The organism is Exiguobacterium sp. USCH10, from assembly GCF_037619445.1.
GTDB lineage: Bacteria > Bacillota > Bacilli > Exiguobacteriales > Exiguobacteriaceae > Exiguobacterium > Exiguobacterium aestuarii_A.
Map to the genome: position 1 here is coordinate 161,200 of NZ_JAQPZO010000002.1, position 17,584 is coordinate 178,783.

The following is a 17,584-nucleotide window of genomic DNA, read 5'->3' on the forward strand; positions in this document are numbered from 1 at the left end:
GCTTACAATGACTTCTCGGCTAGCTCCATCAATTTCTCTTTCGTGAGTTCACCTTCATATTTTTCAATTACGTTTCCTTCACCATCGATGACGAATGTGACAGGTAAATTATAAATGCCATAGGCTTTCTCGACTTCACTCTTCGTGTCCATCAAGATCGGATAATCGAGACCGACACCGAGGTCGTTCACAAAGTTATCGACGCGAAGCGGCGTCTCACCGACGTTCACCGCCCAAAAATCGACACCCATGTCTTGGAGTGTTGCGTAATTCTCCTGTACGACTGGCATTTCTTTCTTACAAGGTTCACAGAACGTACCCCAGAAGTTGAGAAGCATTCCTTTTCCTTCGTATGTGTCACGTTCATAAAGGGTCGTACCGTCGAGTGTGACGAGTTTGAAGTTCGGTGCCTCGTCCCCTGCCTCGATGCGTCCGTCATTACCAGCTTGGTCGAACAATTGCATGACGGTGATGGCTCCCGCAAAGAGAACGACCGTCATAATCATCAAGCGCCAAAATGACCTCTTTTTCTTTTTCGCGACCGCTTGTTCCATGCGGTCGTCTTTGTTTTGATCTTTTGTCATCGTTTTCACACCATCCTTCAGTTGCTATTGTACTGAAAAAACATTAAAAACGCACATTAACAGACTTTTTTCATTTTTTTGTCACACAATTTACACAATCAAAAAAATCATCCTATTTCAGGACGATTTTTTGTTGTTATTTTTTCTTCTTTTTGCCTCGTGGTTTAGGTGGAACCGTCGGATTCGCGAGTTCACGAAGCTTGCTGATCTCTTTGTGTGAAAGTTCACGCCAGTCGCCGGTATTGAGACCGTCGAGCGTCAAGAAACCGAACTGTTCACGCTTTAGTTTGATGACCTCAGAACCGATTGCTTCGACCATGCGACGGATTTGACGATTGTGTCCCTCCGAGATAACGATCTCAAGGATGGCCGTGTTCTTTTTCTGGTCGACAGACTTCATTTTCACTTTCGCACTACCCGTTTTGAATCCATCATCGAGCTGAACACCTGACTCTAGTTGCTTGATTGCCAAGTAAGAAGGGATGTTCTTCACTTTTGCCACATAGCGCTTTTGAATCTTATATTTCGGATGCGTCATCATGTTCGAGAACTCTCCATCATTCGTCAAGATGATGAGCCCTGTCGTGTTATAGTCAAGACGTCCGACCGGGAAAACACGTGCCCCTGGTGGCACGAGATCCGTGATCACTTTACGTCCTTTATCGTCTTCTACCGTCGACACATAGCCGCTCGGTTTATAGAGCACGTAGTAGACATGCTCTTCTTGCTCGATTTTGACGCCATCGACCTCAATCTCTGACTTCGGTCCGACTTTCGTCCCGAGTTCACGTACCACTTTTCCGTTGACGCGGACGCGACCATCCAAAATCATTTCTTCCGCTTTACGACGCGAGGCGACCCCCGCTTGTGCGATTACTTTTTGCAAACGTTCCATATGATTAATCCTTCTCCAATCTCTCTTCTTGCTTCGGTGATTCCTGACCGAAGAACAAATCGCCTTCGTCTGTCAGTTCATCCTCAAATGTTAATGGTGGTAATTCCTCGAGCGAGTTAAATCCAAAGTGGTCGAGGAAATGCTCTGTCGTTCGATACAACTTGGCACGACCAATTGTTTTAGCACGACCAGCTGATTCGATTAACCCTTTTGATAATAGCGTATGAATGACTCGCTCCACTTTGACACCGCGAACCTCCTCGATGTCCGCCCGCGTGACCGGCTGCTTATAAGCGATAATGACGAGCGTTTCCATCGCCGCGCGTGAAAGTGCCTGCTCCGCCATCGTCCCGACATATTTTTGAATGTAGGGAGACACATCTGGAACGGTCACAAGTTTGTACACACCTGCCGATTCCATGAGTTGGAATGGTCGGTTCGATGTTTTGAACGAAGCTTCTAACTTACTGAGCTGTTCTCGCGCAGCAGCCTCTGAAATGTCGAGCGTCTCTGCGAGCGCTCGGACTTCCATCCCTTCGTCCCCGACGACGAACAGCAATCCTTCGATAATCGTTTCATAGGACAGCAACCGCTTCATCCCCTTTCTTTGATGATTCGATGAACGAGATTTGAATGTCTTGGTCAAGTTGTTTCGTTTCGACGACCCGTAGCTTGATCAGCTCAAGAAGCGCCATAAACGTCACGACGAGATCTGAGACGTTCGGTTGTTCTACAAAGAAGGCGAAAAACGATGTCTGTCGCGTAGAAGAAACGTGTTCATGAAGTCTCGTCATCTGTTCCTCGAGCGTCCGCTCTTCACGTTTAATCGTCTTTTTGCGTCGTTCTTTCCAACGTTTCCGTTCAATCATTTTAGAATAGGCATGAAGAAGGTCTGAGAAGTTCAGCGGTCCATCGTACTTCGACACTTCCTCTGACATGTAGTTCGTCAAATCTTCTCCTGGTCGAGTATACAATTCAAGACGATGTTCTTCCTGTTCACGCATGAAAACGACTGCTTCTTTATATGCTTTGTATTCAATCAATTGACGAATGAGTCCCTCACGCGTCGGTTCTTCGCTGAAGTCTGGAACATCCTCATCCTCGACCTGAACAGGCGGTAACAACTGCTTGCTCTTTAACTGGAGCAACGTCGCCGCCATGACCAAGTATTCGCTGGCCACGTCGAGTTCAAATTTTTGCATCGTGCGAATATAGCCGACATACTGGTCAGTGACTTCTGCCACGGAAATGTCGACAATATCAATCTCCATTTTTCCGATCAAATGGAGCAACAGGTCGAGTGGACCTTCGAACGTATCGATTTTAACGTTATAGGCTTCCATAGAGACACCTGCCATTTTACATTTTTGCGCTTTAGTATAACATGTTTTATAAGACCGTGGACACGAAAGGAGAAAATTGATTCATGACCCCTTTTATTCATTATACGTTGCTTTTTGAATGTCATGCCGATTATTTCGAATGTCATGAGGTATTAGAAGAAGCGTGGCAGGCAGACGGACGTCGTCATCACGGCTATGCGGCACTGATCCAATACGCCGTCATTCACTATCATCTACGACGAGACAATCTCATCGGCGCGAAAAAGAGCTTGCGACTCTTACGTCGAAAGATGGACATCGCTTCCCCCTATTTGAATGAGCTCGGTCTGGATGTCGACTCCTTCATCGCACAGCTTGATGAATGGCCGTTAGCCACGAATCTCCCCTTACAACAGCATGTTCGTGACACGGTCGAATCACTAAAACCGACGTTCCCATCGACGGACCTGTCGTTCGAGGAATTGGTCCACAAGCATCTGCACCGTGACCGGAGTGAGGTCATCACAGAACGGGAGCTAGCACTTTTAAAAAGGCAACGTGCAAGAAGTTGACGTCAAGATTCAAGACGTCTCCTTTTCATAATCAATGATGATCTTTTTTAACTAAATCAGGCGAAAATTCTCCCTCCTCTAAGCGTCTCGGAGCGAAGCCCAGCGTTGGTGGGAGATGAATCGCCCGGTCTAACAGTCTTTTCCCCTGTGACAGATGTGACGAACAAAAGTTCGTGATCCCGTCAGATTTTCCCTCCCCCTCCACGGGTATCGGATGAGGAGGACACATCACGATCTTCTGAAGGGAGGAGGGACGGACATGCTGAAAGGTTACACATACAGGCTCCACCCGACGCCGGCACAGGCCGAGTTCTTCATCAAGACGATCGGCTGCGCCCGATTCATCTACAACAAGCTGCTCGAGGACCGCATCGCCATCCGCGATGAGGCGAAAACGGGGAGCGGAACGAGACGGAAACCGGCGACACCCGCCTCCTACAAGCCCCTGTTCCCGTTCCTCGCCGAGGCGGACAGTCTCGCGCTCGCGAACGCGAAGCTGAACCTCGACACCGCGTTCGCGAAGTTCTTCGCCGGGACGGGCGGCTTCCCGGCCTTCAAATCGAGACGACGGTCGCGTGCCTCCTACACGACGAACAACCAGCACGGCACGATCCGCATCGAGTCGGGAAAAGTCCGGCTGCCGAAGGTCGGGTTCGTGCGGTTCACACAACATCGCCCGTTCGAGGGCGTCATCCGGTCGGCGACGGTCTCGATGACGAAGACAGGCAAGTTCTTTGTCTCCATCCTCGTCGATCAAGAGGATGCACCATGGATCCCAGCCGAGAACAAGGTCGGGATCGATCTCGGCCTAAAACATTTCGCCATCATGACGAACGATGCGATGGTCTCGGAGAAGATTGACAACCCTCGCTTTCTCCGACAATCCGAAGCGAAGGTCAAGAAGGCGCAGCGCGCTTTGTCACGTAAGAAAATCGGGAGCAAGAATCGTGAAAAGGCCAAATTACTTTTGGCTAAGAGACATGAGAAGATCGCCAACCAACGCAAGGACTTCCTTCACAAACTGTCGAGACGGATCGTTGACGAGAACCAAGTCATCGTCGTGGAGACATTGAAGTCGAAGGACATGATGCAAAACCACAAGGTCGCCAAATCGATTGCAGATGTCAGTTGGTACGAGTTCGTCCGTCAACTCGAGTACAAATCAAACTTCTACGGACGGACGCTCATCAAGGCGGATCAATGGTTCGCATCGACTCAAATCTGTTCTTCTTGCGGCGTAAAAGGCGAGAAGAAGGCGATGGATGTCCGTGAATGGACGTGTGTTTGTGGCGCGCATCATGACCGTGACATCAACGCGAGCATCAACCTGTTGATGTTGGCCGACTGACAATCCTTCAGGGCAGGGACTGCCCGACGAGCTTGGTAAACAACTGTGGCTAGTAAGAGCACGGTCTTCCCAAGAAGCTCCCCCTTCAATTTGCGAAGCAAATAAGTGGCGAGTAGTTCACCTTCTTAAACGCCGTCACCCAACTCTCGAAATTGCTCCGATCATGTAAATATTCAGAAAGGGTTTCAAGTAAATCCATGCCAACTATCGTTTGTAAGCAGGACCAAACCAAACCACCTCGTCAGAAGCTGTCCAATCAAATCCATCTATATTTTCATACTGTTCCATCCACTGATATGCCCAGTCAGAGATTTCTTCTCGCGTTCGTTCTTGCCTGAGCACTTGCTCCAATCGATTGATCAGTTCATCGATTGTTACTCGATTCATGAATCCACCTCATTTAAAGGGTTTGTGATTTACTCCATGCAATATGTAAAACCCCCGTAATCACGATCGTGATTACGGGGGTTTTTGTCATCAGACGACTAATTGATTCCATTTATCCAATAAATCACCCGTCTTGCCTGTACCGGTTAACGTCAAATCAAGTGGAAGTACGTTTCTCACCTCGTCTAGAAGCTCGTAAGAACGTTTCTCGCCACGGAATGATGGCGACAAGGCGATATGGTCGATGACCATCGTCGTTCCTTGCTGCTCCATTCCAATGATGCCGACGAAGTCTTCACCGACTTTCCACAAATAGAGGAACTTCGACTCTTCCTCGTCATACGATCGGACGAGTTCAAGCAAGCTAAGCGGAGATTTGTCACTGCATGAGAATGCGAGTAGACCCATCGCCGTCTTTTCATAAGAACGTTTATATTTTACCAGCATCGCTGGGTTCACCACCTTTAGTCATTCAAGTTTCACGATGTGAAGACGTGAGAGACATGGTTCATTGTGCCATAACCTTCAGGCAAAAATCAATTCTCGTCCCAAACCTTCACTTCTGCCATCTTCGTTCCTTGACGAAGTTTGACGGCATGTTCAAGACCAGATGTCACTTTACCGAAAACTGTATGGACGCCATCCAAGTGTGGTTGTGGCTCATGGACGATGAAGAACTGTGAAGACCCTGTGTTACGTCCTGCGTGTGCCATCGAGAGTGATCCCGCTTCGTGTTTGTGTGGGAATGAAGTCGATGTCTCACATGGAATCGTATAACCAGCGCCACCCATTCCAGTACCATCCGGGCAACCGCCTTGGCTGACGAATCCAGGAATGACACGGTGGAATGTTAATCCGTTGTAGAACCCGCTGTTCGCAAGTTTTTCGAAGTTTTCGACCGTGATCGGTGCCTCGTTGTGGAATAAATCAAATTCAATCATTTCGCCATTTTCAAGTTTCATAGAACCTTTTTTCATGTTTCAAGCAACCCCTTTATTTGAATATGTATCCTGCTGTTTTACACTCACATTACCCATCTTATCAAAAAAACACGTCTGTCTCCACTTTTTTTGTGGAAACAGACGTTCTGCCTTATTGGATGACAGCGTGAACGAGTGGTCGAGCTTCTGGTTTCGTCGCACCGATTGTATACGCGTGATCTAAACGTTCGACAGCCGAAGACATGTCTTCCATGTTCGAGCGGAGTACGGCAATCACATCGCCCGCCTCGACACGGTCGCCAACTTTCTTCTCGAGCGTGATGCCTGCCGCGAAGTCGATTTTGTCTTCTTTCGTCGCACGACCTGCTCCGAGAAGCATCGCTGCGACACCGACTTCGTCTGCGATGATCGACTCGACATAACCCGCTTCTTTTGCGACGAATGTCGTCTCGTATGAAGCTTGTGGTAATTTTGTCACGTCATCGACGAGCGACGCGTCCCCACCTTGTGCTTCGACGAACTTACGGAACACCTCGAGGGCGTGACCGTCAGCAATTCGTTTTTCAAGGTCTGCATATGCTTCGTCAAACGTTGGATAGAAATCACCGAGGACAGCCATATGACCTGCAATCGTGAGCGCGATTGTTTTCAAGTCTTCTACTTCTTTACCTGAAAGAACTTCAATCGCTTCTTTTACTTCGTTCGCGTTCCCGATCTCAAAGCCGAGCGGTTGGTCCATGTCTGTGATGACAGCGACCGTCTTACGACCGACGTTCTTCCCGATTGCGACCATCTCTTCTGCGAGTGCTTTCGCATCATCGAACGACTTCATGAACGCACCTGAACCCGTCTTGACGTCGAGGACGATACTGTCAGCTCCAGCTGCAATCTTTTTCGACATGATTGAACTCGCGATGAGTGGAATCGACTCAACGGTAGCCGTCACATCACGTAGCGCATAAAGACGTTTGTCAGCTGGCGTCAAGTTCCCCGTCTGACCGATAATCGACATCTTAATATCGTTTACTTGTTTCGTGAATTGTTCTTCTGTCAATTCGACGTTAAAACCTGGGAACGATTCGAGTTTATCGATCGTACCACCCGTATGACCGAGACCACGGCCACTCATTTTCGCGACCGGGATCCCGATTGACGCGACGAGTGGTGCGACAATCAAGCTGATCTTGTCACCGACTCCGCCCGTTGAGTGCTTATCGACTTTCTTCCCTTCGATGTTCGAAAGATCGATCGTATCGCCAGACTTCACCATTTCCATCGTCAAGGCTGCTGTCTCGTTTTCAGTCATCCCGTTAAAATAGATGGCCATCGACAATGCCGACATCTGATAGTCAGGAATCGTTTCGTTCGTGAATCCTTCGACGACGAAGCGAATCTCCTCTTCGTTCAATTCTCCACCGTTACGTTTTTTCAAAATCAAATCGACCATACGCATAACTGTCGTCCTCCTAGAAATAAGTTACTTACATGCTTTTAATCGTGCCGCGCACGAGTGAAAGGAAGTCTTGACGAACACGTTCTGTCGTCTCGATGACTTCTTCATGGTTAAGTGGTTGATCTAAAATCCCTGCTGCCATGTTCGATACACACGAAATCCCGAGGACGCGCATATCCGAGTGACGCGCGACGATGACTTCTGGTACCGTCGACATCCCGACGACGTCACCACCGAGAAGACGTGCCATTTTCACTTCTGCTGGTGTCTCGTAAGTTGGACCTGTGTTCCCGAAGTAAACCCCTTTTTGGACAGTGAGTCCGAGGTCTGAAGCGACGCGTTCTGTCAATTTCACGAGTTCTTTATCGTACGCTTCTGACATATCTGGGAAGCGAGTCCCGAATTCACTCGCATTCTTCCCGATGAGTGGGCTCGTCCCGAAGAAGTTGATGTGATCCGTGATGATCATCAAATCACCAGGGTTGAACGACTCGTTACACGCGCCCGCCGCGTTCGTGACGATGAGTGTCTCGACACCAATCAATTTGAGGACACGAACAGGGAACGTCACCTGTTCCATCGAGTATCCTTCATAGAAGTGGAACCGTCCTTGCATTGCGACGACGCGTTTTCCTTCAAGTTCTCCGAACACGAGTTGTCCCGCATGCCCTTCGACAGTTGATACTGGGAAGTGTGGAATCTCTTCATAAGGGATTGCAACCGGATTCTCAATTTCGTCCGCGAGGACTCCAAGGCCTGACCCGAGAATAAGTCCGATTTCTGGTGTAGCGCCCATACGCTCCTGCAAAAACGCTTTTGTTTCGTTCCAATTTACCATGAATATTGCCTCCTCAAATTTCGTTTAAGAAACTCTTTCCGTTTGATGGTGCCGCAACGTCAAAGTTGTCAGCCACTGTCGCACCGATATCTGCAAACGTACCTCGAATGCCTAAATCAACTGCTTTCGCTCCAGTGTGATGTACGATGAGCGGTACATATTCACGCGTGTGGTCTGTACCAGCATGTACTGGGTCATTCCCGTGGTCTGCCGTGATGATGAGTAAGTCGTCTTCACGGAGACGCTCCATCACTTCAGGTAGACGGGCATCATATTCTTCAAGCGCGACGGCGTAGCCTTCCGGATCACGACGATGACCGAACAATGCGTCAAAGTCGACCAAGTTCAAGAAGCAAAGCCCTTCGAAATCTTCTTCGAGTGATTCAACCAACTTGTCCATCCCGTCCATATTCGATTTCGTACGGACCGCTTTCGTCACACCTTCACCGTCGTAGATATCACTGATTTTCCCGAGAGCGATGACATCTTTCCCAGCCTCTTCGAGCGTATTCATGACTGTCTTACCGAAAGGTTTGAGTGCGTAGTCATGACGATTTGCCGTACGTACCCATGCACCCGGTGTGCCGATGAACGGACGGGCGATAATACGACCGAGCATATACGGGTCTTCACGTGTAATCTCACGCGCGTATTCACAAATCCGGTACAACTCGTCGATTGGCACAATCTCTTCGTGCGCGGCGATCTGTAGGACCGAATCTGCTGATGTATAAACGATGAGCGCGCCTGTCTCGACATGTTCTTCACCAAGCTCATCCAAGATGGCCGTACCTGATGCCGGCTTGTTTCCGATGATTTTTCGACCACTGAACTCTTCTAGACGATGAATCAAATCGTCCGGGAATTCTTCAAAAACGCGGAACGGCGTCTCGATATGAAGACCCATGATTTCCCAGTGCCCTGTCATCGTATCTTTACCAGCCGAGATTTCTTCCATACGACCATATGCACTTGGCGTCTCCGACACGTCGATTCCTTGAATCGGTTTAATGTTCGCGAGTCCGAGTTTTCCCATATTCGGCATGTTCAATCCGTTATGTTCACGAGCGATATGTCCGAGCGTATCGGCCCCTTTGTCACCGAACTGTTCAGCATCCGGTGCTTCACCGATACCGACCGAGTCCATGACCACTAAAAAAATACGTTTAAACTTCTTCACAAAAAATTCCTCCTTTTCAATGTCTAGGCACGAGGGTGATGCTTGCGATACACATCATGTAGCCGCGACTTATTGACGTGTGTATACACTTGCGTCGTCGCTAAATCCGCATGACCGAGCATTTGTTGAATGGCACGTAAGTCTGCGCCGTTCTCGAGCAAGTGTGTCGCAAAAGAATGACGGAGAACGTGAGGTGTGATCTCCTTATCAATTCCGGCAAGCTTGGCACGTCGTTTGATCATCTTCCAAAATCCTTGACGACTGAGCCGTCCACCTCTGCCGTTTAAAAAGAGCGCTTCGGTCTCTCTGCCGCCGAGTCCGTTTCGGGCTTGTTGAATATACCGCTCGACAAACCCTTGCGCGACCGACGAAACCGGAATGATTCGAGCGCGCTCGCCTTTCCCTTCACATTGTAGATACCCCAATTCGAACTGCAAATCATCCAAATCAAGACCTAAAAGTTCACTGACCCGCATTCCGGTCCCGTAAAGCAACTCGAGCATCGCACGGTCCCGAAGTGAGAGCGGGTCGGATGTCGGGACGCTATCTAAGAGACGCTCGACTTCCTGTTGCGACCAAGTATCCGGAAGTTGCTTTTCTGCTTTCGGCGTCTCTAGATACAGAGACGGATCAGTCGTCGTGACCCCGGTCATTTTTAGATGATGATGGAACATCCGGATTGAACTGACAGCTCGTCTCAAAGAAGACGAAGCACGTCCCGCCTGTGACAGTTCTTCGATATGCTTTACGATATGAGAACGTGTTACGTCGTTCCAATCTTTCACCCCCAACTGGTTTAAGGTCGATGCGTACTGCGTCAAGTCGCTCGCATACGCCTGTCTCGTGTTGGCGGACATCCGCTTTTCAACCGTCATGTACTGAAGAAATGACTCGATATGCGAACGCATCATACCCTCCTCCTTCCTCGTTTCACCTGAATACGCTTACAGCATATCACTTATGTAAACTGTTGTGAAGATGTCTGACCTCATTTTTTAATCACTTTTTTGTGAACATAAAAGGTGATGTGTCATTGTTCTATTTTTTAATTTTTCTGGCATATTCCAATTCGGAACGATATACTACAAATGACTTATTAAAATATTTTAAAAAGTAGACTGGAGTGTGGTCGTGTTGAAAGATCCACAACATGAATTACTAGTTGATATCCGAAAGCAGATGGCTCTGTATAGCGTATCGACAATCTCTGAATTGAGTAAAGTCACACACGTTTCATTCCCTACCATCAAAAAGATGATCGATGACATGATTGTACGTGGGGAAGTCATCGAACATGGTCATAAGGCACCAGAAGGTGGGCGCCCTGCAAAAAGTTATGGGTATAATCCTGAATTCCGTCACTGTTTGACGTTATATATCGAAGCGAGAGAGATTCGCTACCGCTTGATTAACTGTCAACATCAGATTGTAGAAGATGGAGTGTCCCTAATCACCGACAGTCATTTAGAAGCGTTAGGAGAACTAGTTGATCCGTTTATTGAGGACAAGACAAAAATCGGAGCGATTTCTGTCGGAGTCGCCGCTGCTGTAGACATGGGTCGGATTGTTTTCGCCCCAGAATACCCGTCGCTTGCGCACCTAGATTTAAAACACTGGTTGATGGAACGAACAGGACTTCCCGTCGTCATTGAAAATGATATGAATGCCGCCGTTTATGGATTTTCTAAACGAGATGAGACGACAACTCATCAGTCCATCGTCTATCTCGGTCTCGGGAAGAATGGTCCTGGTGCTGGTATCTTGTTCGATGGACACGTCGCTCGTGGACAATCCGGGTTTAGTGGAGAAGTTTCATTTCTTCCGCTTTATGATGATGCATCGTTTTATGACCGTATTAAAGATAAGCCTTATGGACCAAACGTTCTGAAGAAAGAAGAAATTGATGCATTGGGACGTCTCGTCGCTACGTTTGCTGCGACACTCAACCCCCACGCATTTATTTTCTCAGATGTCGATCTCGTTCAAGAGGATTTGCTTCACATTAACCGTGCCTGCGAACGATACCTTCCCTCCCGTCACATTCCCGTCCTTCGAATCGGGCAATGGGAGGAAGATTATTTTTCGGGACTGGCCCGACTCGGCATTGAATTGACGCTCGAAACCATACAACGAGGTGACGTATGACGATTTTATTATTGGCTGTAATTTATATCGCGTTTATCAGCCTCGGTCTCCCGGATGCCCTGCTCGGTGTCGGTTGGCCACTCATGCATCAAGAGTTTTCAGCCCCATTATCAATGGTCGGTTGGATTTTCATGACAATTGCTGGCGGAACGATTCTGTCGAGTATACTCAGCGGCAAACTATTAGAGCACTTTGACACGAAACAAGTCACATTCGGTTCAACGCTACTAACCGCGCTCTGTCTGTTCGGTTTCTATTGGGCGCCTTCAATTGGTTGGCTGTTCGCATTAGCCATTCCGCTTGGTTTAGGGGCAGGTGCCGTCGATGCCGCACTGAATCATTACGTTGCAGAACACTACGAAGCACATCATATGAATTGGTTACACTGTTTTTGGGGGATTGGCGCAACCGGTGGACCACTCGTCATGGCGGGAGTGTTGACGGAGAATGGATGGCGTGACGGCTATTTAATCATCGCTGCAGTTCAGTTCGGTTTGGCCCTCGTGTTATTGCTGTCCTTCCCACTCTGGAAACAGAAAGGTCAGTCAATTACACACCATCAAGAAACAGCCGTCACGACGCTCGAACGCAAGTGGCCACTTGGAATTTCTTATGCATTGGTCACGTTTTTACTTTATTGCGGGGTCGAAGCATTGATTGGCTTATGGACAAGTAGTTACCTCGTGCAAACGAAACAATTTTCGATCGCGACGGCTGCGGCATGGGTGTCAATCTATTACGGTAGTATCACGCTCGGGCGATTCGTGAGCGGGTTTCTCTCATTCCGTTTCACAAACAAACAGATGATTCGGATGGGACAATCGCTTGCCCTTCTCGGTAGTATTTTCTTTTTCATCCCGACATCCGCGACGATGTTAGTCGGCTTGATATTGATTGGATTCGGATTGGCTCCGATTTATCCGAGTATGCTTCACGATACACCGAACCGGTTCGGGTCTGCCCAATCAAAACGATTGATGGGTTCCCAAATGGCATTCGCATACACCGGAAGTACGTTTTTACCACCATTGTTTGGTTTGCTCGTCTCTCAAACGTCACTTGGCTTCCTGCCACTCGTGACAGTCATGATCATGATGGGGATGCTTTTTAGTACAGAGCGATTGAATCAAAGGATTAGACGAACAACATAGGAGGAGCCTACATGAGAATTGAGCATATTGCGCTTTGGGTCGAAAATCTTGAGAACATGCGCATGTTTTATGAGACCTACTTCGACGCCCAATCGAATGAGAAATATGAAAATCCATCGAAGCGATTTGAATCGTATTTTTTGACGTTTCCTGATTCAAGTTGCCGAATCGAATTGATGCACCGACCAGATCTTGTGAAGCATACGAAAGAAATGATCGGATATGCCCACATCGCCTTCTCACTCGGAAGTAAGCAAGCGGTAGATACGTTGACGGAGCGGCTTCGACTCGACGGATACACACACGTGGACGGCCCACGGACGACCGGGGACGGCTATTACGAAAGTGTCTGTCTCGACCCAGAAGGAAATAAAATCGAGTTGACCATCTAATTTGAAAAGGAGCGAACAATATGATTCAGGCTATTTTACTTGATTTAGACGGAACGTTGTTGAATGACCAGAAATTGATTACCGAACAGACGAAGTGCACGCTCATGGCATTACAACGACAAGGTGTCAAAGTCGTTCTTGCCTCTGGCCGTCCGAAACGCGGGATGTTGCCCTATGCCGAAGAGTTGAGACTAAACGAGTACAACGGGCTGATTGTTTCTTCAAATGGAGCTTGTGTCACGGACGCTACGACAGGCGATACGTTGTTTGAACAAGCGATGCAAATCGAGGATGTTCGCTCAATTTTAAAGCATTTAGAGAATTTCGACGTCATTCCGATGATTAACGATGAAACGTATATGTATGTAAAAGATGTATTTGCCGGAATGATTGAGGTGAACGGACAACTCGTTAACATCATCGAATACGAGTCGAGAGGCGGACGATTCCAACTACGCGAAGAGCCGAATTTAAGAGACATCATCGAGTTCCCTGTTCATAAAATCCTCGTCGCAGGTCAACCTGATTATTTACAAGAAGTCGCACCTGCTATGGCAGACCCTTTTGACGATCGGGTCACGAGTATGTTCACGGCAGCGATGTATTACGAATTCACCGATTTAGGAATCGATAAAGCGAAAGCGCTTCGTCACGTCTTTGAAGAATTGTCGATTGACCGTGAACAGGTCATTGCTTTCGGAGATGGTCATAACGACCGTTCAATCATTGAGTACGCTGGAATCGGAATTGCCATGGGAAATGCAGTCGGGGCACTGATTGACATAGCGAGTGAAGTCACGACATCAAACAATGAAGACGGGATTTCAAGAGTTCTTGAACGATACATTACTCATTGAAAAAAGGACAGATGACCCGATTGGGCCGTCTGTCCTTCATCTTTTAACCGTTGATCACTGCTTTATGACCTTCGAGCGTGACGCCTTTTGCTTGGCATACTTTACAGATGCCGTGAAACGTCAAGCGATGGTCTTTAATGAGAAATTCGTATTTGCTCTCGACTTTTTTCTCGACATCGACGAGCAAGTCTTCCATGATTTCTTCGACCGAGCCGCATTCGACACAGACGAGATGGTGGTGCGAATGATTCGCCCCTTCAGGACGCAAATCAAAGCGTGCGACCCCGTCACCGAAGTTGACTTTGTCGACAACACCGAGCTCAGTCAATAACTCAAGTGTGCGATACACCGTTGCGAGTCCGATCTCTGGTGCGATGCTCTTGACGAGCATAAAGACGTTCTCGGCACTCAAATGGTCACTCTCATTCTCAAGTAAGATGCGAACCGTCGATTCACGTTGCGGTGTCAATTTATATCCTTTGGCGCTCAATTGCTGTTTAATTCGTTCAATTCGCGTTTCCATAAGGCGCCCCCTCTTTACATAGTTCACTACACAAAGCATACCGAAGTTTTAATCAATTTTCAATTTAAAATCATTACTATGTAAGTTTACCATATAAAATTTCAGATTAGAATTATTTTAATCTAGACAATTGCCACCATTGTATCGCCATGATTGTCTTCGCATCGGTGATGACACCTCTGTCTAACAAATCAACCGCCTCTTCAAAAGAATATCGTTTCACGTTTAAAAACTCATCCTCGTCAAGATTCATTTCACCCGCTGATAATCCTTTCGCGACAAACACATCGACTCGCTCACTGCAAAAACCTGGGGCTCCGTAAAAAGAAAAAATCTTTTCGAGCGACTCCGCCGTATATCCGGTCTCTTCAGCTAACTCACGTTCGGCACTCGATACCGGTTCTTCCCCTTTTTCAAGTTTGCCTGCTGGGATTTCAAGCGACATCGATTCAAACGCTTTTCGATACTGCTCTACCATGACAATTTTGTCCGATTCATCGATGACGAGCACGGCAACAGCACCGTTGTGATAGACGAGTTCTCGCACAGACGTGTTTCCATTCGGAAGGGAGACGACATGCTTTTCCACATCGAAAATCTTACCTTCGTAGATAACTTCCCGCTCAATCGTTTTTTCTTCCATATGATTACTCCTCACTTTTCGATATACTCTGATTATGAGTCAAACCAACATTTCGAACAAGGAGGAATCCATATGAGTGAACTCGGACTCGGAACGATGACCATTTTGAAACATGGAGAAATTGAGGCAAAGAAGATCCTCGAGGCGGCCATTCAATCGGGGATTCGCCATATCGATACAGCAGATGTCTATGCACGACAAGCTGTCGAGCGCGTAATCGGGGAAACGTTAGGTCAGGAACGAAAACAACTCTTTTTAGCGAGTAAAGGTGGAAACGAACTGACTGAAGACGGGATGCGTTGGAATCCTAATCCGTCGTACTTAGAGGAAGCGTTACACGGATCGCTCGAACGATTGCAAACCGATTATCTAGATTTATATTATATTCACGGTGGTACGCTCGAGGACGATCTCGACGCAACGATTGAATGGGCGCAAAAACAAAAGCGTGACGGTCTCATCCGACAAATCGGACTCTCGTCCATTCGACCGAACGTCATCAAACAGTGGGTCGCTTCTGGAGCTCTCGATGTGCTCATGACGCCGTATTCCCTTCTTGACCGACGACCAGAGACGCTTGATTTGTCGATTCCAATCGTTGGACGTGGTGTTCTTGCCAAAGGATTACTGACGGATGAATGGGAGACACGACTCGGGGATAAAGGATTTGAGTCGTGGCGAAAAGAGGAACTTGCCAGTGAATTGGCGATGATGCCTAATCCGATTCAGGCGTATGCACTCGAAGCCGCTAAGCGGTTCTGTGACGTCGTTTTACCGGGTGCCTCTTCAGTGAAGCAATTGAACGAGACGATTCGCGCGTACGAGACTGAAATCGATGAAGAAGCGCTTGACCGACTACTCGCCCGTCTGCCAATTCATTCTTATACAAAACACGTGACCTGAACTGTTTCAGGTCACGTGTTTTTCATTACGCGCTTTAATCTGTTCGATTGCCCAGTCTGCCCATCCGGCATAGTTTTCCATCATCCGAATCGCGTATTCACTCGTCAATAAATAACCGAGCGTATCTTCATCAGATTGATGTTCTTCCTGGAACATTCGAATTTGTTGGGCAACTTGTTCGTGATGGGCTTTTGTCTCTTCGATATATCGGACCGCTTCTTCGACTGGAAGCAACTGAAGCAAACTGACTCGCAAAAGGTTTTCATCTTTCATCTTTGGTTGAAACGATGTCGGTTGACGTAGCCAGTTAATCAACTCCTCACGTCCTTGGTCCGTGATCGAGTAGATTTTCTTATCTGGCAACTCCTGTTGCGAAATATGCTCCGCTGAGACGAGGTCATCTTCTTCCATCTTTAACAGTTCCCGATAAATCTGTGTATGGTGTGCGTTCCAAAAATGAATCATCTGCGCCTTGAACGTCGCGTTCAGGGCATACCCGGTCGCAGGCTGGTGGGTCAATAACCCGAGCAATGCGTGACGTAACGCCATATCCATCACCTTTTCCTTATCATGCTATTTTTATAAGTGTATCACATTCTTCTAAGAATTCGAGAATGCCAATCTGTTGACGACTCGTTTAAAACCCGACAAAATGGATAGAAGAAAGGAGAGTTGTCTATGCAACCGATTCATTCATCACAACAATTTGACGAAGCCACAAAAGATCATGGAATGGTAGTCTTCACCACGTCATGGTGCCCGGACTGCAAACGTCTCGACATGTATGTCGACGAGCTCGTCAAAGACTATCCACAGTTTAACTGGCATGTCGTCGACCGCGACGAACTACCAGAATTATCTGATGCTCAAGAAGTTCGCGGCATCCCTTCACTTCTCTATTATAAAGACGGGGTAAAACAAGAACACCTCCACTCGGCAAACGCCAAGACGGAGATGCAAATTCGTTCATTCCTCGATACGATTCAAGCATAACCTGATTCCTGCAGACCTATCGGCTGCAGGATTTTTTTGTACACGCTTATGTCATCCTCGTCTATACTGTAAGAAATAACCAAACAGGAAAGGAGAATGATCATGATTCGAACTCGCCTTTTTACCGCACTTTGTTTCACTATCTTCATGTTAATCGGCTGTACACAATCATCCACCTCATCACCTATACCACCGGATGATGAGAAGGTCATCATAAATCATGCAATTGAATATCTAAACAATATGGATTGGCTACCAACCGACGAAGATGGCAAACAGGCCACGATTCAATCCATCACAGTCGACGATCGTTTTGAATTAATTGATTCACGCTTTGAAGGGTCAAGGGCCTGGCTCGTCACGTTTCCTTCTGATTCACAGCGCACGGTCGAGATTCCACAAGTGCTCGTTGAATCAGAATCGAATGAAGTGATTGGCTATTTGCCGAGCGAATGAC

23 protein-coding genes are annotated in these 17,584 nt (G+C 47.6%); 9 read left to right on the plus strand and 14 right to left on the minus strand.

The features are described from left to right. Positions 1-2 precede the first annotated feature (2 nt). From PQI28_RS05355 to PQI28_RS05370, 4 genes are all read right to left on the minus strand, one after another. The gene (locus tag PQI28_RS05355; protein ID WP_214782536.1) at positions 3-584 is read right to left on the minus strand and encodes a redoxin domain-containing protein; all 582 of its coding nucleotides are present in this window, start codon (positions 582-584) and stop codon (positions 3-5) included. A 136-nt stretch (positions 585-720) separates the two neighbouring features. Continuing rightward, a complete protein-coding gene (locus PQI28_RS05360) occupies positions 721-1,479 on the minus strand; it encodes a pseudouridine synthase (RefSeq protein WP_074033228.1) in 759 nt (252 codons plus the stop codon). A gap of 4 nt (positions 1,480-1,483) precedes the next feature. Continuing rightward, the gene (scpB, locus tag PQI28_RS05365) at positions 1,484-2,077 is read right to left on the minus strand and encodes an SMC-Scp complex subunit ScpB (RefSeq protein ID WP_074033229.1); all 594 of its coding nucleotides are present in this window, start codon (positions 2,075-2,077) and stop codon (positions 1,484-1,486) included. Further along, positions 2,055-2,822, minus strand: a complete 768-nt coding sequence (locus tag PQI28_RS05370; RefSeq protein WP_074033230.1) for a segregation/condensation protein A — start codon at positions 2,820-2,822, stop codon at positions 2,055-2,057. Before PQI28_RS05370 ends, scpB begins: the two co-directional genes overlap by 23 nt. 83 nt (positions 2,823-2,905) lie before the next feature. Here PQI28_RS05370 and PQI28_RS05375 point away from each other — a divergent pair, with 83 nt between their 5' ends. Together PQI28_RS05375 and tnpB are read left to right on the plus strand one after the other, a co-directional pair. Further along, positions 2,906-3,373, plus strand: coding sequence for a DUF309 domain-containing protein (locus PQI28_RS05375; protein WP_214782530.1), 468 nt, complete (start codon positions 2,906-2,908; stop codon positions 3,371-3,373). Between the two features lie 259 nt (positions 3,374-3,632). Further along, positions 3,633-4,721, plus strand: a complete 1,089-nt coding sequence (gene tnpB / locus PQI28_RS05380; protein WP_339962715.1) for an IS200/IS605 family element RNA-guided endonuclease TnpB — start codon at positions 3,633-3,635, stop codon at positions 4,719-4,721. 204 nt (positions 4,722-4,925) lie between these two features. Here tnpB and PQI28_RS05385 read toward each other — a convergent pair whose 3' ends face one another. The 7 genes from PQI28_RS05385 to xerD form a co-directional block, all read right to left on the minus strand. Further along, positions 4,926-5,108 carry a hypothetical protein gene (locus PQI28_RS05385; protein WP_214782524.1) on the minus strand — a complete coding sequence of 61 codons (183 nt, stop codon included), beginning with the start codon at positions 5,106-5,108 and terminating at the stop codon, positions 4,926-4,928. A 90-nt stretch (positions 5,109-5,198) separates the two neighbouring features. Then, the gene (locus tag PQI28_RS05390) at positions 5,199-5,555 is read right to left on the minus strand and encodes a GCN5 family acetyltransferase (RefSeq protein ID WP_031423428.1); all 357 of its coding nucleotides are present in this window, start codon (positions 5,553-5,555) and stop codon (positions 5,199-5,201) included. 89 nt (positions 5,556-5,644) lie between these two features. After that, the gene (locus tag PQI28_RS05395; protein ID WP_074033238.1) at positions 5,645-6,085 is read right to left on the minus strand and encodes a peptidylprolyl isomerase; all 441 of its coding nucleotides are present in this window, start codon (positions 6,083-6,085) and stop codon (positions 5,645-5,647) included. A gap of 115 nt (positions 6,086-6,200) precedes the next feature. Further along, complete coding sequence (locus tag PQI28_RS05400; protein ID WP_074033239.1) at positions 6,201-7,502, minus strand: pyrimidine-nucleoside phosphorylase; 1,302 nt, start codon at positions 7,500-7,502, stop codon at positions 6,201-6,203. A gap of 28 nt (positions 7,503-7,530) precedes the next feature. After that, the gene (locus tag PQI28_RS05405; protein WP_214874493.1) at positions 7,531-8,340 is read right to left on the minus strand and encodes a purine-nucleoside phosphorylase; all 810 of its coding nucleotides are present in this window, start codon (positions 8,338-8,340) and stop codon (positions 7,531-7,533) included. 13 nt (positions 8,341-8,353) lie between these two features. Then, entirely contained in the window at positions 8,354-9,520 is a 1,167-nt protein-coding gene (gene deoB, locus PQI28_RS05410) for a phosphopentomutase (protein ID WP_337873982.1), read from the minus strand. 23 nt (positions 9,521-9,543) lie between these two features. Further along, the gene (gene xerD / locus PQI28_RS05415) at positions 9,544-10,428 is read right to left on the minus strand and encodes a site-specific tyrosine recombinase XerD (RefSeq protein WP_214748184.1); all 885 of its coding nucleotides are present in this window, start codon (positions 10,426-10,428) and stop codon (positions 9,544-9,546) included. 223 nt (positions 10,429-10,651) lie between these two features. Between xerD and PQI28_RS05420 the strand changes: the two genes are divergently transcribed. The 4 genes from PQI28_RS05420 to PQI28_RS05435 are packed head-to-tail and all read left to right on the plus strand — an operon-like array spanning position 10,652 to position 14,065. Next, complete coding sequence (locus tag PQI28_RS05420) at positions 10,652-11,665, plus strand: ROK family protein (RefSeq protein WP_339962716.1); 1,014 nt, start codon at positions 10,652-10,654, stop codon at positions 11,663-11,665. Next, on the plus strand, positions 11,662-12,816 hold the full coding sequence (locus PQI28_RS05425; protein WP_339962717.1) for an MFS transporter: 1,155 nt from the start codon (positions 11,662-11,664) through the stop codon (positions 12,814-12,816). Before PQI28_RS05420 ends, PQI28_RS05425 begins: the two co-directional genes overlap by 4 nt. 11 nt (positions 12,817-12,827) lie before the next feature. Further along, on the plus strand, positions 12,828-13,208 hold the full coding sequence (locus PQI28_RS05430; protein WP_337873979.1) for a VOC family protein: 381 nt from the start codon (positions 12,828-12,830) through the stop codon (positions 13,206-13,208). 20 nt (positions 13,209-13,228) lie between these two features. Next, the gene (locus PQI28_RS05435) at positions 13,229-14,065 is read left to right on the plus strand and encodes a Cof-type HAD-IIB family hydrolase (protein WP_337873978.1); all 837 of its coding nucleotides are present in this window, start codon (positions 13,229-13,231) and stop codon (positions 14,063-14,065) included. Between the two features lie 43 nt (positions 14,066-14,108). Here PQI28_RS05435 and fur read toward each other — a convergent pair whose 3' ends face one another. After that, entirely contained in the window at positions 14,109-14,588 is a 480-nt protein-coding gene (gene fur / locus PQI28_RS05440) for a ferric iron uptake transcriptional regulator (protein ID WP_012726507.1), read from the minus strand. Positions 14,589-14,700: 112 nt separating this feature from the next. Next, on the minus strand, positions 14,701-15,231 hold the full coding sequence (locus tag PQI28_RS05445) for an NUDIX hydrolase (protein WP_214692812.1): 531 nt from the start codon (positions 15,229-15,231) through the stop codon (positions 14,701-14,703). A gap of 72 nt (positions 15,232-15,303) precedes the next feature. On the opposite strand from PQI28_RS05445, the gene PQI28_RS05450 reads away from it, so the two are divergent. Further along, entirely contained in the window at positions 15,304-16,134 is an 831-nt protein-coding gene (locus PQI28_RS05450) for an aldo/keto reductase (RefSeq protein ID WP_339962718.1), read from the plus strand. 6 nt (positions 16,135-16,140) lie between these two features. Here PQI28_RS05450 and PQI28_RS05455 read toward each other — a convergent pair whose 3' ends face one another. Beyond that, positions 16,141-16,683 carry a PadR family transcriptional regulator gene (locus PQI28_RS05455; RefSeq protein ID WP_074033894.1) on the minus strand — a complete coding sequence of 181 codons (543 nt, stop codon included), beginning with the start codon at positions 16,681-16,683 and terminating at the stop codon, positions 16,141-16,143. Between the two features lie 129 nt (positions 16,684-16,812). On the opposite strand from PQI28_RS05455, the gene PQI28_RS05460 reads away from it, so the two are divergent. Continuing rightward, the gene (locus PQI28_RS05460; RefSeq protein WP_012726511.1) at positions 16,813-17,127 is read left to right on the plus strand and encodes a thioredoxin family protein; all 315 of its coding nucleotides are present in this window, start codon (positions 16,813-16,815) and stop codon (positions 17,125-17,127) included. A 102-nt stretch (positions 17,128-17,229) separates the two neighbouring features. Then, a complete protein-coding gene (locus PQI28_RS05465; RefSeq protein ID WP_224861366.1) occupies positions 17,230-17,583 on the plus strand; it encodes a hypothetical protein in 354 nt (117 codons plus the stop codon). Position 17,584: the final 1 nt, after the last annotated feature.

What these genes read in the sequence shown, in the direction of transcription:
- PQI28_RS05370 (WP_074033230.1), bottom strand. Translation starts at nt 2,822, where the DNA reads ATGGAAGCCTATAACGTTAAAATCGATACGTTCGAAGGTCCACTCGAC.
- PQI28_RS05395 (WP_074033238.1), bottom strand. Translation starts at nt 6,085, where the DNA reads ATGAAAAAAGGTTCTATGAAACTTGAAAATGGCGAAATGATTGAATTT.
- PQI28_RS05400 (WP_074033239.1), bottom strand. Translation starts at nt 7,502, where the DNA reads ATGCGTATGGTCGATTTGATTTTGAAAAAACGTAACGGTGGAGAATTG.
- tnpB (WP_339962715.1), top strand. Translation starts at nt 3,633, where the DNA reads ATGCTGAAAGGTTACACATACAGGCTCCACCCGACGCCGGCACAGGCC.
- xerD (WP_214748184.1), bottom strand. Translation starts at nt 10,428, where the DNA reads ATGCGTTCGCATATCGAGTCATTTCTTCAGTACATGACGGTTGAAAAG.
- PQI28_RS05385 (WP_214782524.1), bottom strand. Translation starts at nt 5,108, where the DNA reads ATGAATCGAGTAACAATCGATGAACTGATCAATCGATTGGAGCAAGTG.
- PQI28_RS05375 (WP_214782530.1), top strand. Translation starts at nt 2,906, where the DNA reads ATGACCCCTTTTATTCATTATACGTTGCTTTTTGAATGTCATGCCGAT.
- PQI28_RS05360 (WP_074033228.1), bottom strand. Translation starts at nt 1,479, where the DNA reads ATGGAACGTTTGCAAAAAGTAATCGCACAAGCGGGGGTCGCCTCGCGT.
- scpB (WP_074033229.1), bottom strand. Translation starts at nt 2,077, where the DNA reads ATGAAGCGGTTGCTGTCCTATGAAACGATTATCGAAGGATTGCTGTTC.
- PQI28_RS05460 (WP_012726511.1), top strand. Translation starts at nt 16,813, where the DNA reads ATGCAACCGATTCATTCATCACAACAATTTGACGAAGCCACAAAAGAT.
- PQI28_RS05355 (WP_214782536.1), bottom strand. Translation starts at nt 584, where the DNA reads ATGACAAAAGATCAAAACAAAGACGACCGCATGGAACAAGCGGTCGCG.
- PQI28_RS05450 (WP_339962718.1), top strand. Translation starts at nt 15,304, where the DNA reads ATGAGTGAACTCGGACTCGGAACGATGACCATTTTGAAACATGGAGAA.
- PQI28_RS05445 (WP_214692812.1), bottom strand. Translation starts at nt 15,231, where the DNA reads ATGGAAGAAAAAACGATTGAGCGGGAAGTTATCTACGAAGGTAAGATT.
- PQI28_RS05390 (WP_031423428.1), bottom strand. Translation starts at nt 5,555, where the DNA reads ATGCTGGTAAAATATAAACGTTCTTATGAAAAGACGGCGATGGGTCTA.
- PQI28_RS05435 (WP_337873978.1), top strand. Translation starts at nt 13,229, where the DNA reads ATGATTCAGGCTATTTTACTTGATTTAGACGGAACGTTGTTGAATGAC.
- fur (WP_012726507.1), bottom strand. Translation starts at nt 14,588, where the DNA reads ATGGAAACGCGAATTGAACGAATTAAACAGCAATTGAGCGCCAAAGGA.
- PQI28_RS05455 (WP_074033894.1), bottom strand. Translation starts at nt 16,683, where the DNA reads ATGGCGTTACGTCACGCATTGCTCGGGTTATTGACCCACCAGCCTGCG.
- PQI28_RS05405 (WP_214874493.1), bottom strand. Translation starts at nt 8,340, where the DNA reads ATGGTAAATTGGAACGAAACAAAAGCGTTTTTGCAGGAGCGTATGGGC.
- PQI28_RS05465 (WP_224861366.1), top strand. Translation starts at nt 17,230, where the DNA reads ATGATTCGAACTCGCCTTTTTACCGCACTTTGTTTCACTATCTTCATG.
- PQI28_RS05430 (WP_337873979.1), top strand. Translation starts at nt 12,828, where the DNA reads ATGAGAATTGAGCATATTGCGCTTTGGGTCGAAAATCTTGAGAACATG.
- PQI28_RS05425 (WP_339962717.1), top strand. Translation starts at nt 11,662, where the DNA reads ATGACGATTTTATTATTGGCTGTAATTTATATCGCGTTTATCAGCCTC.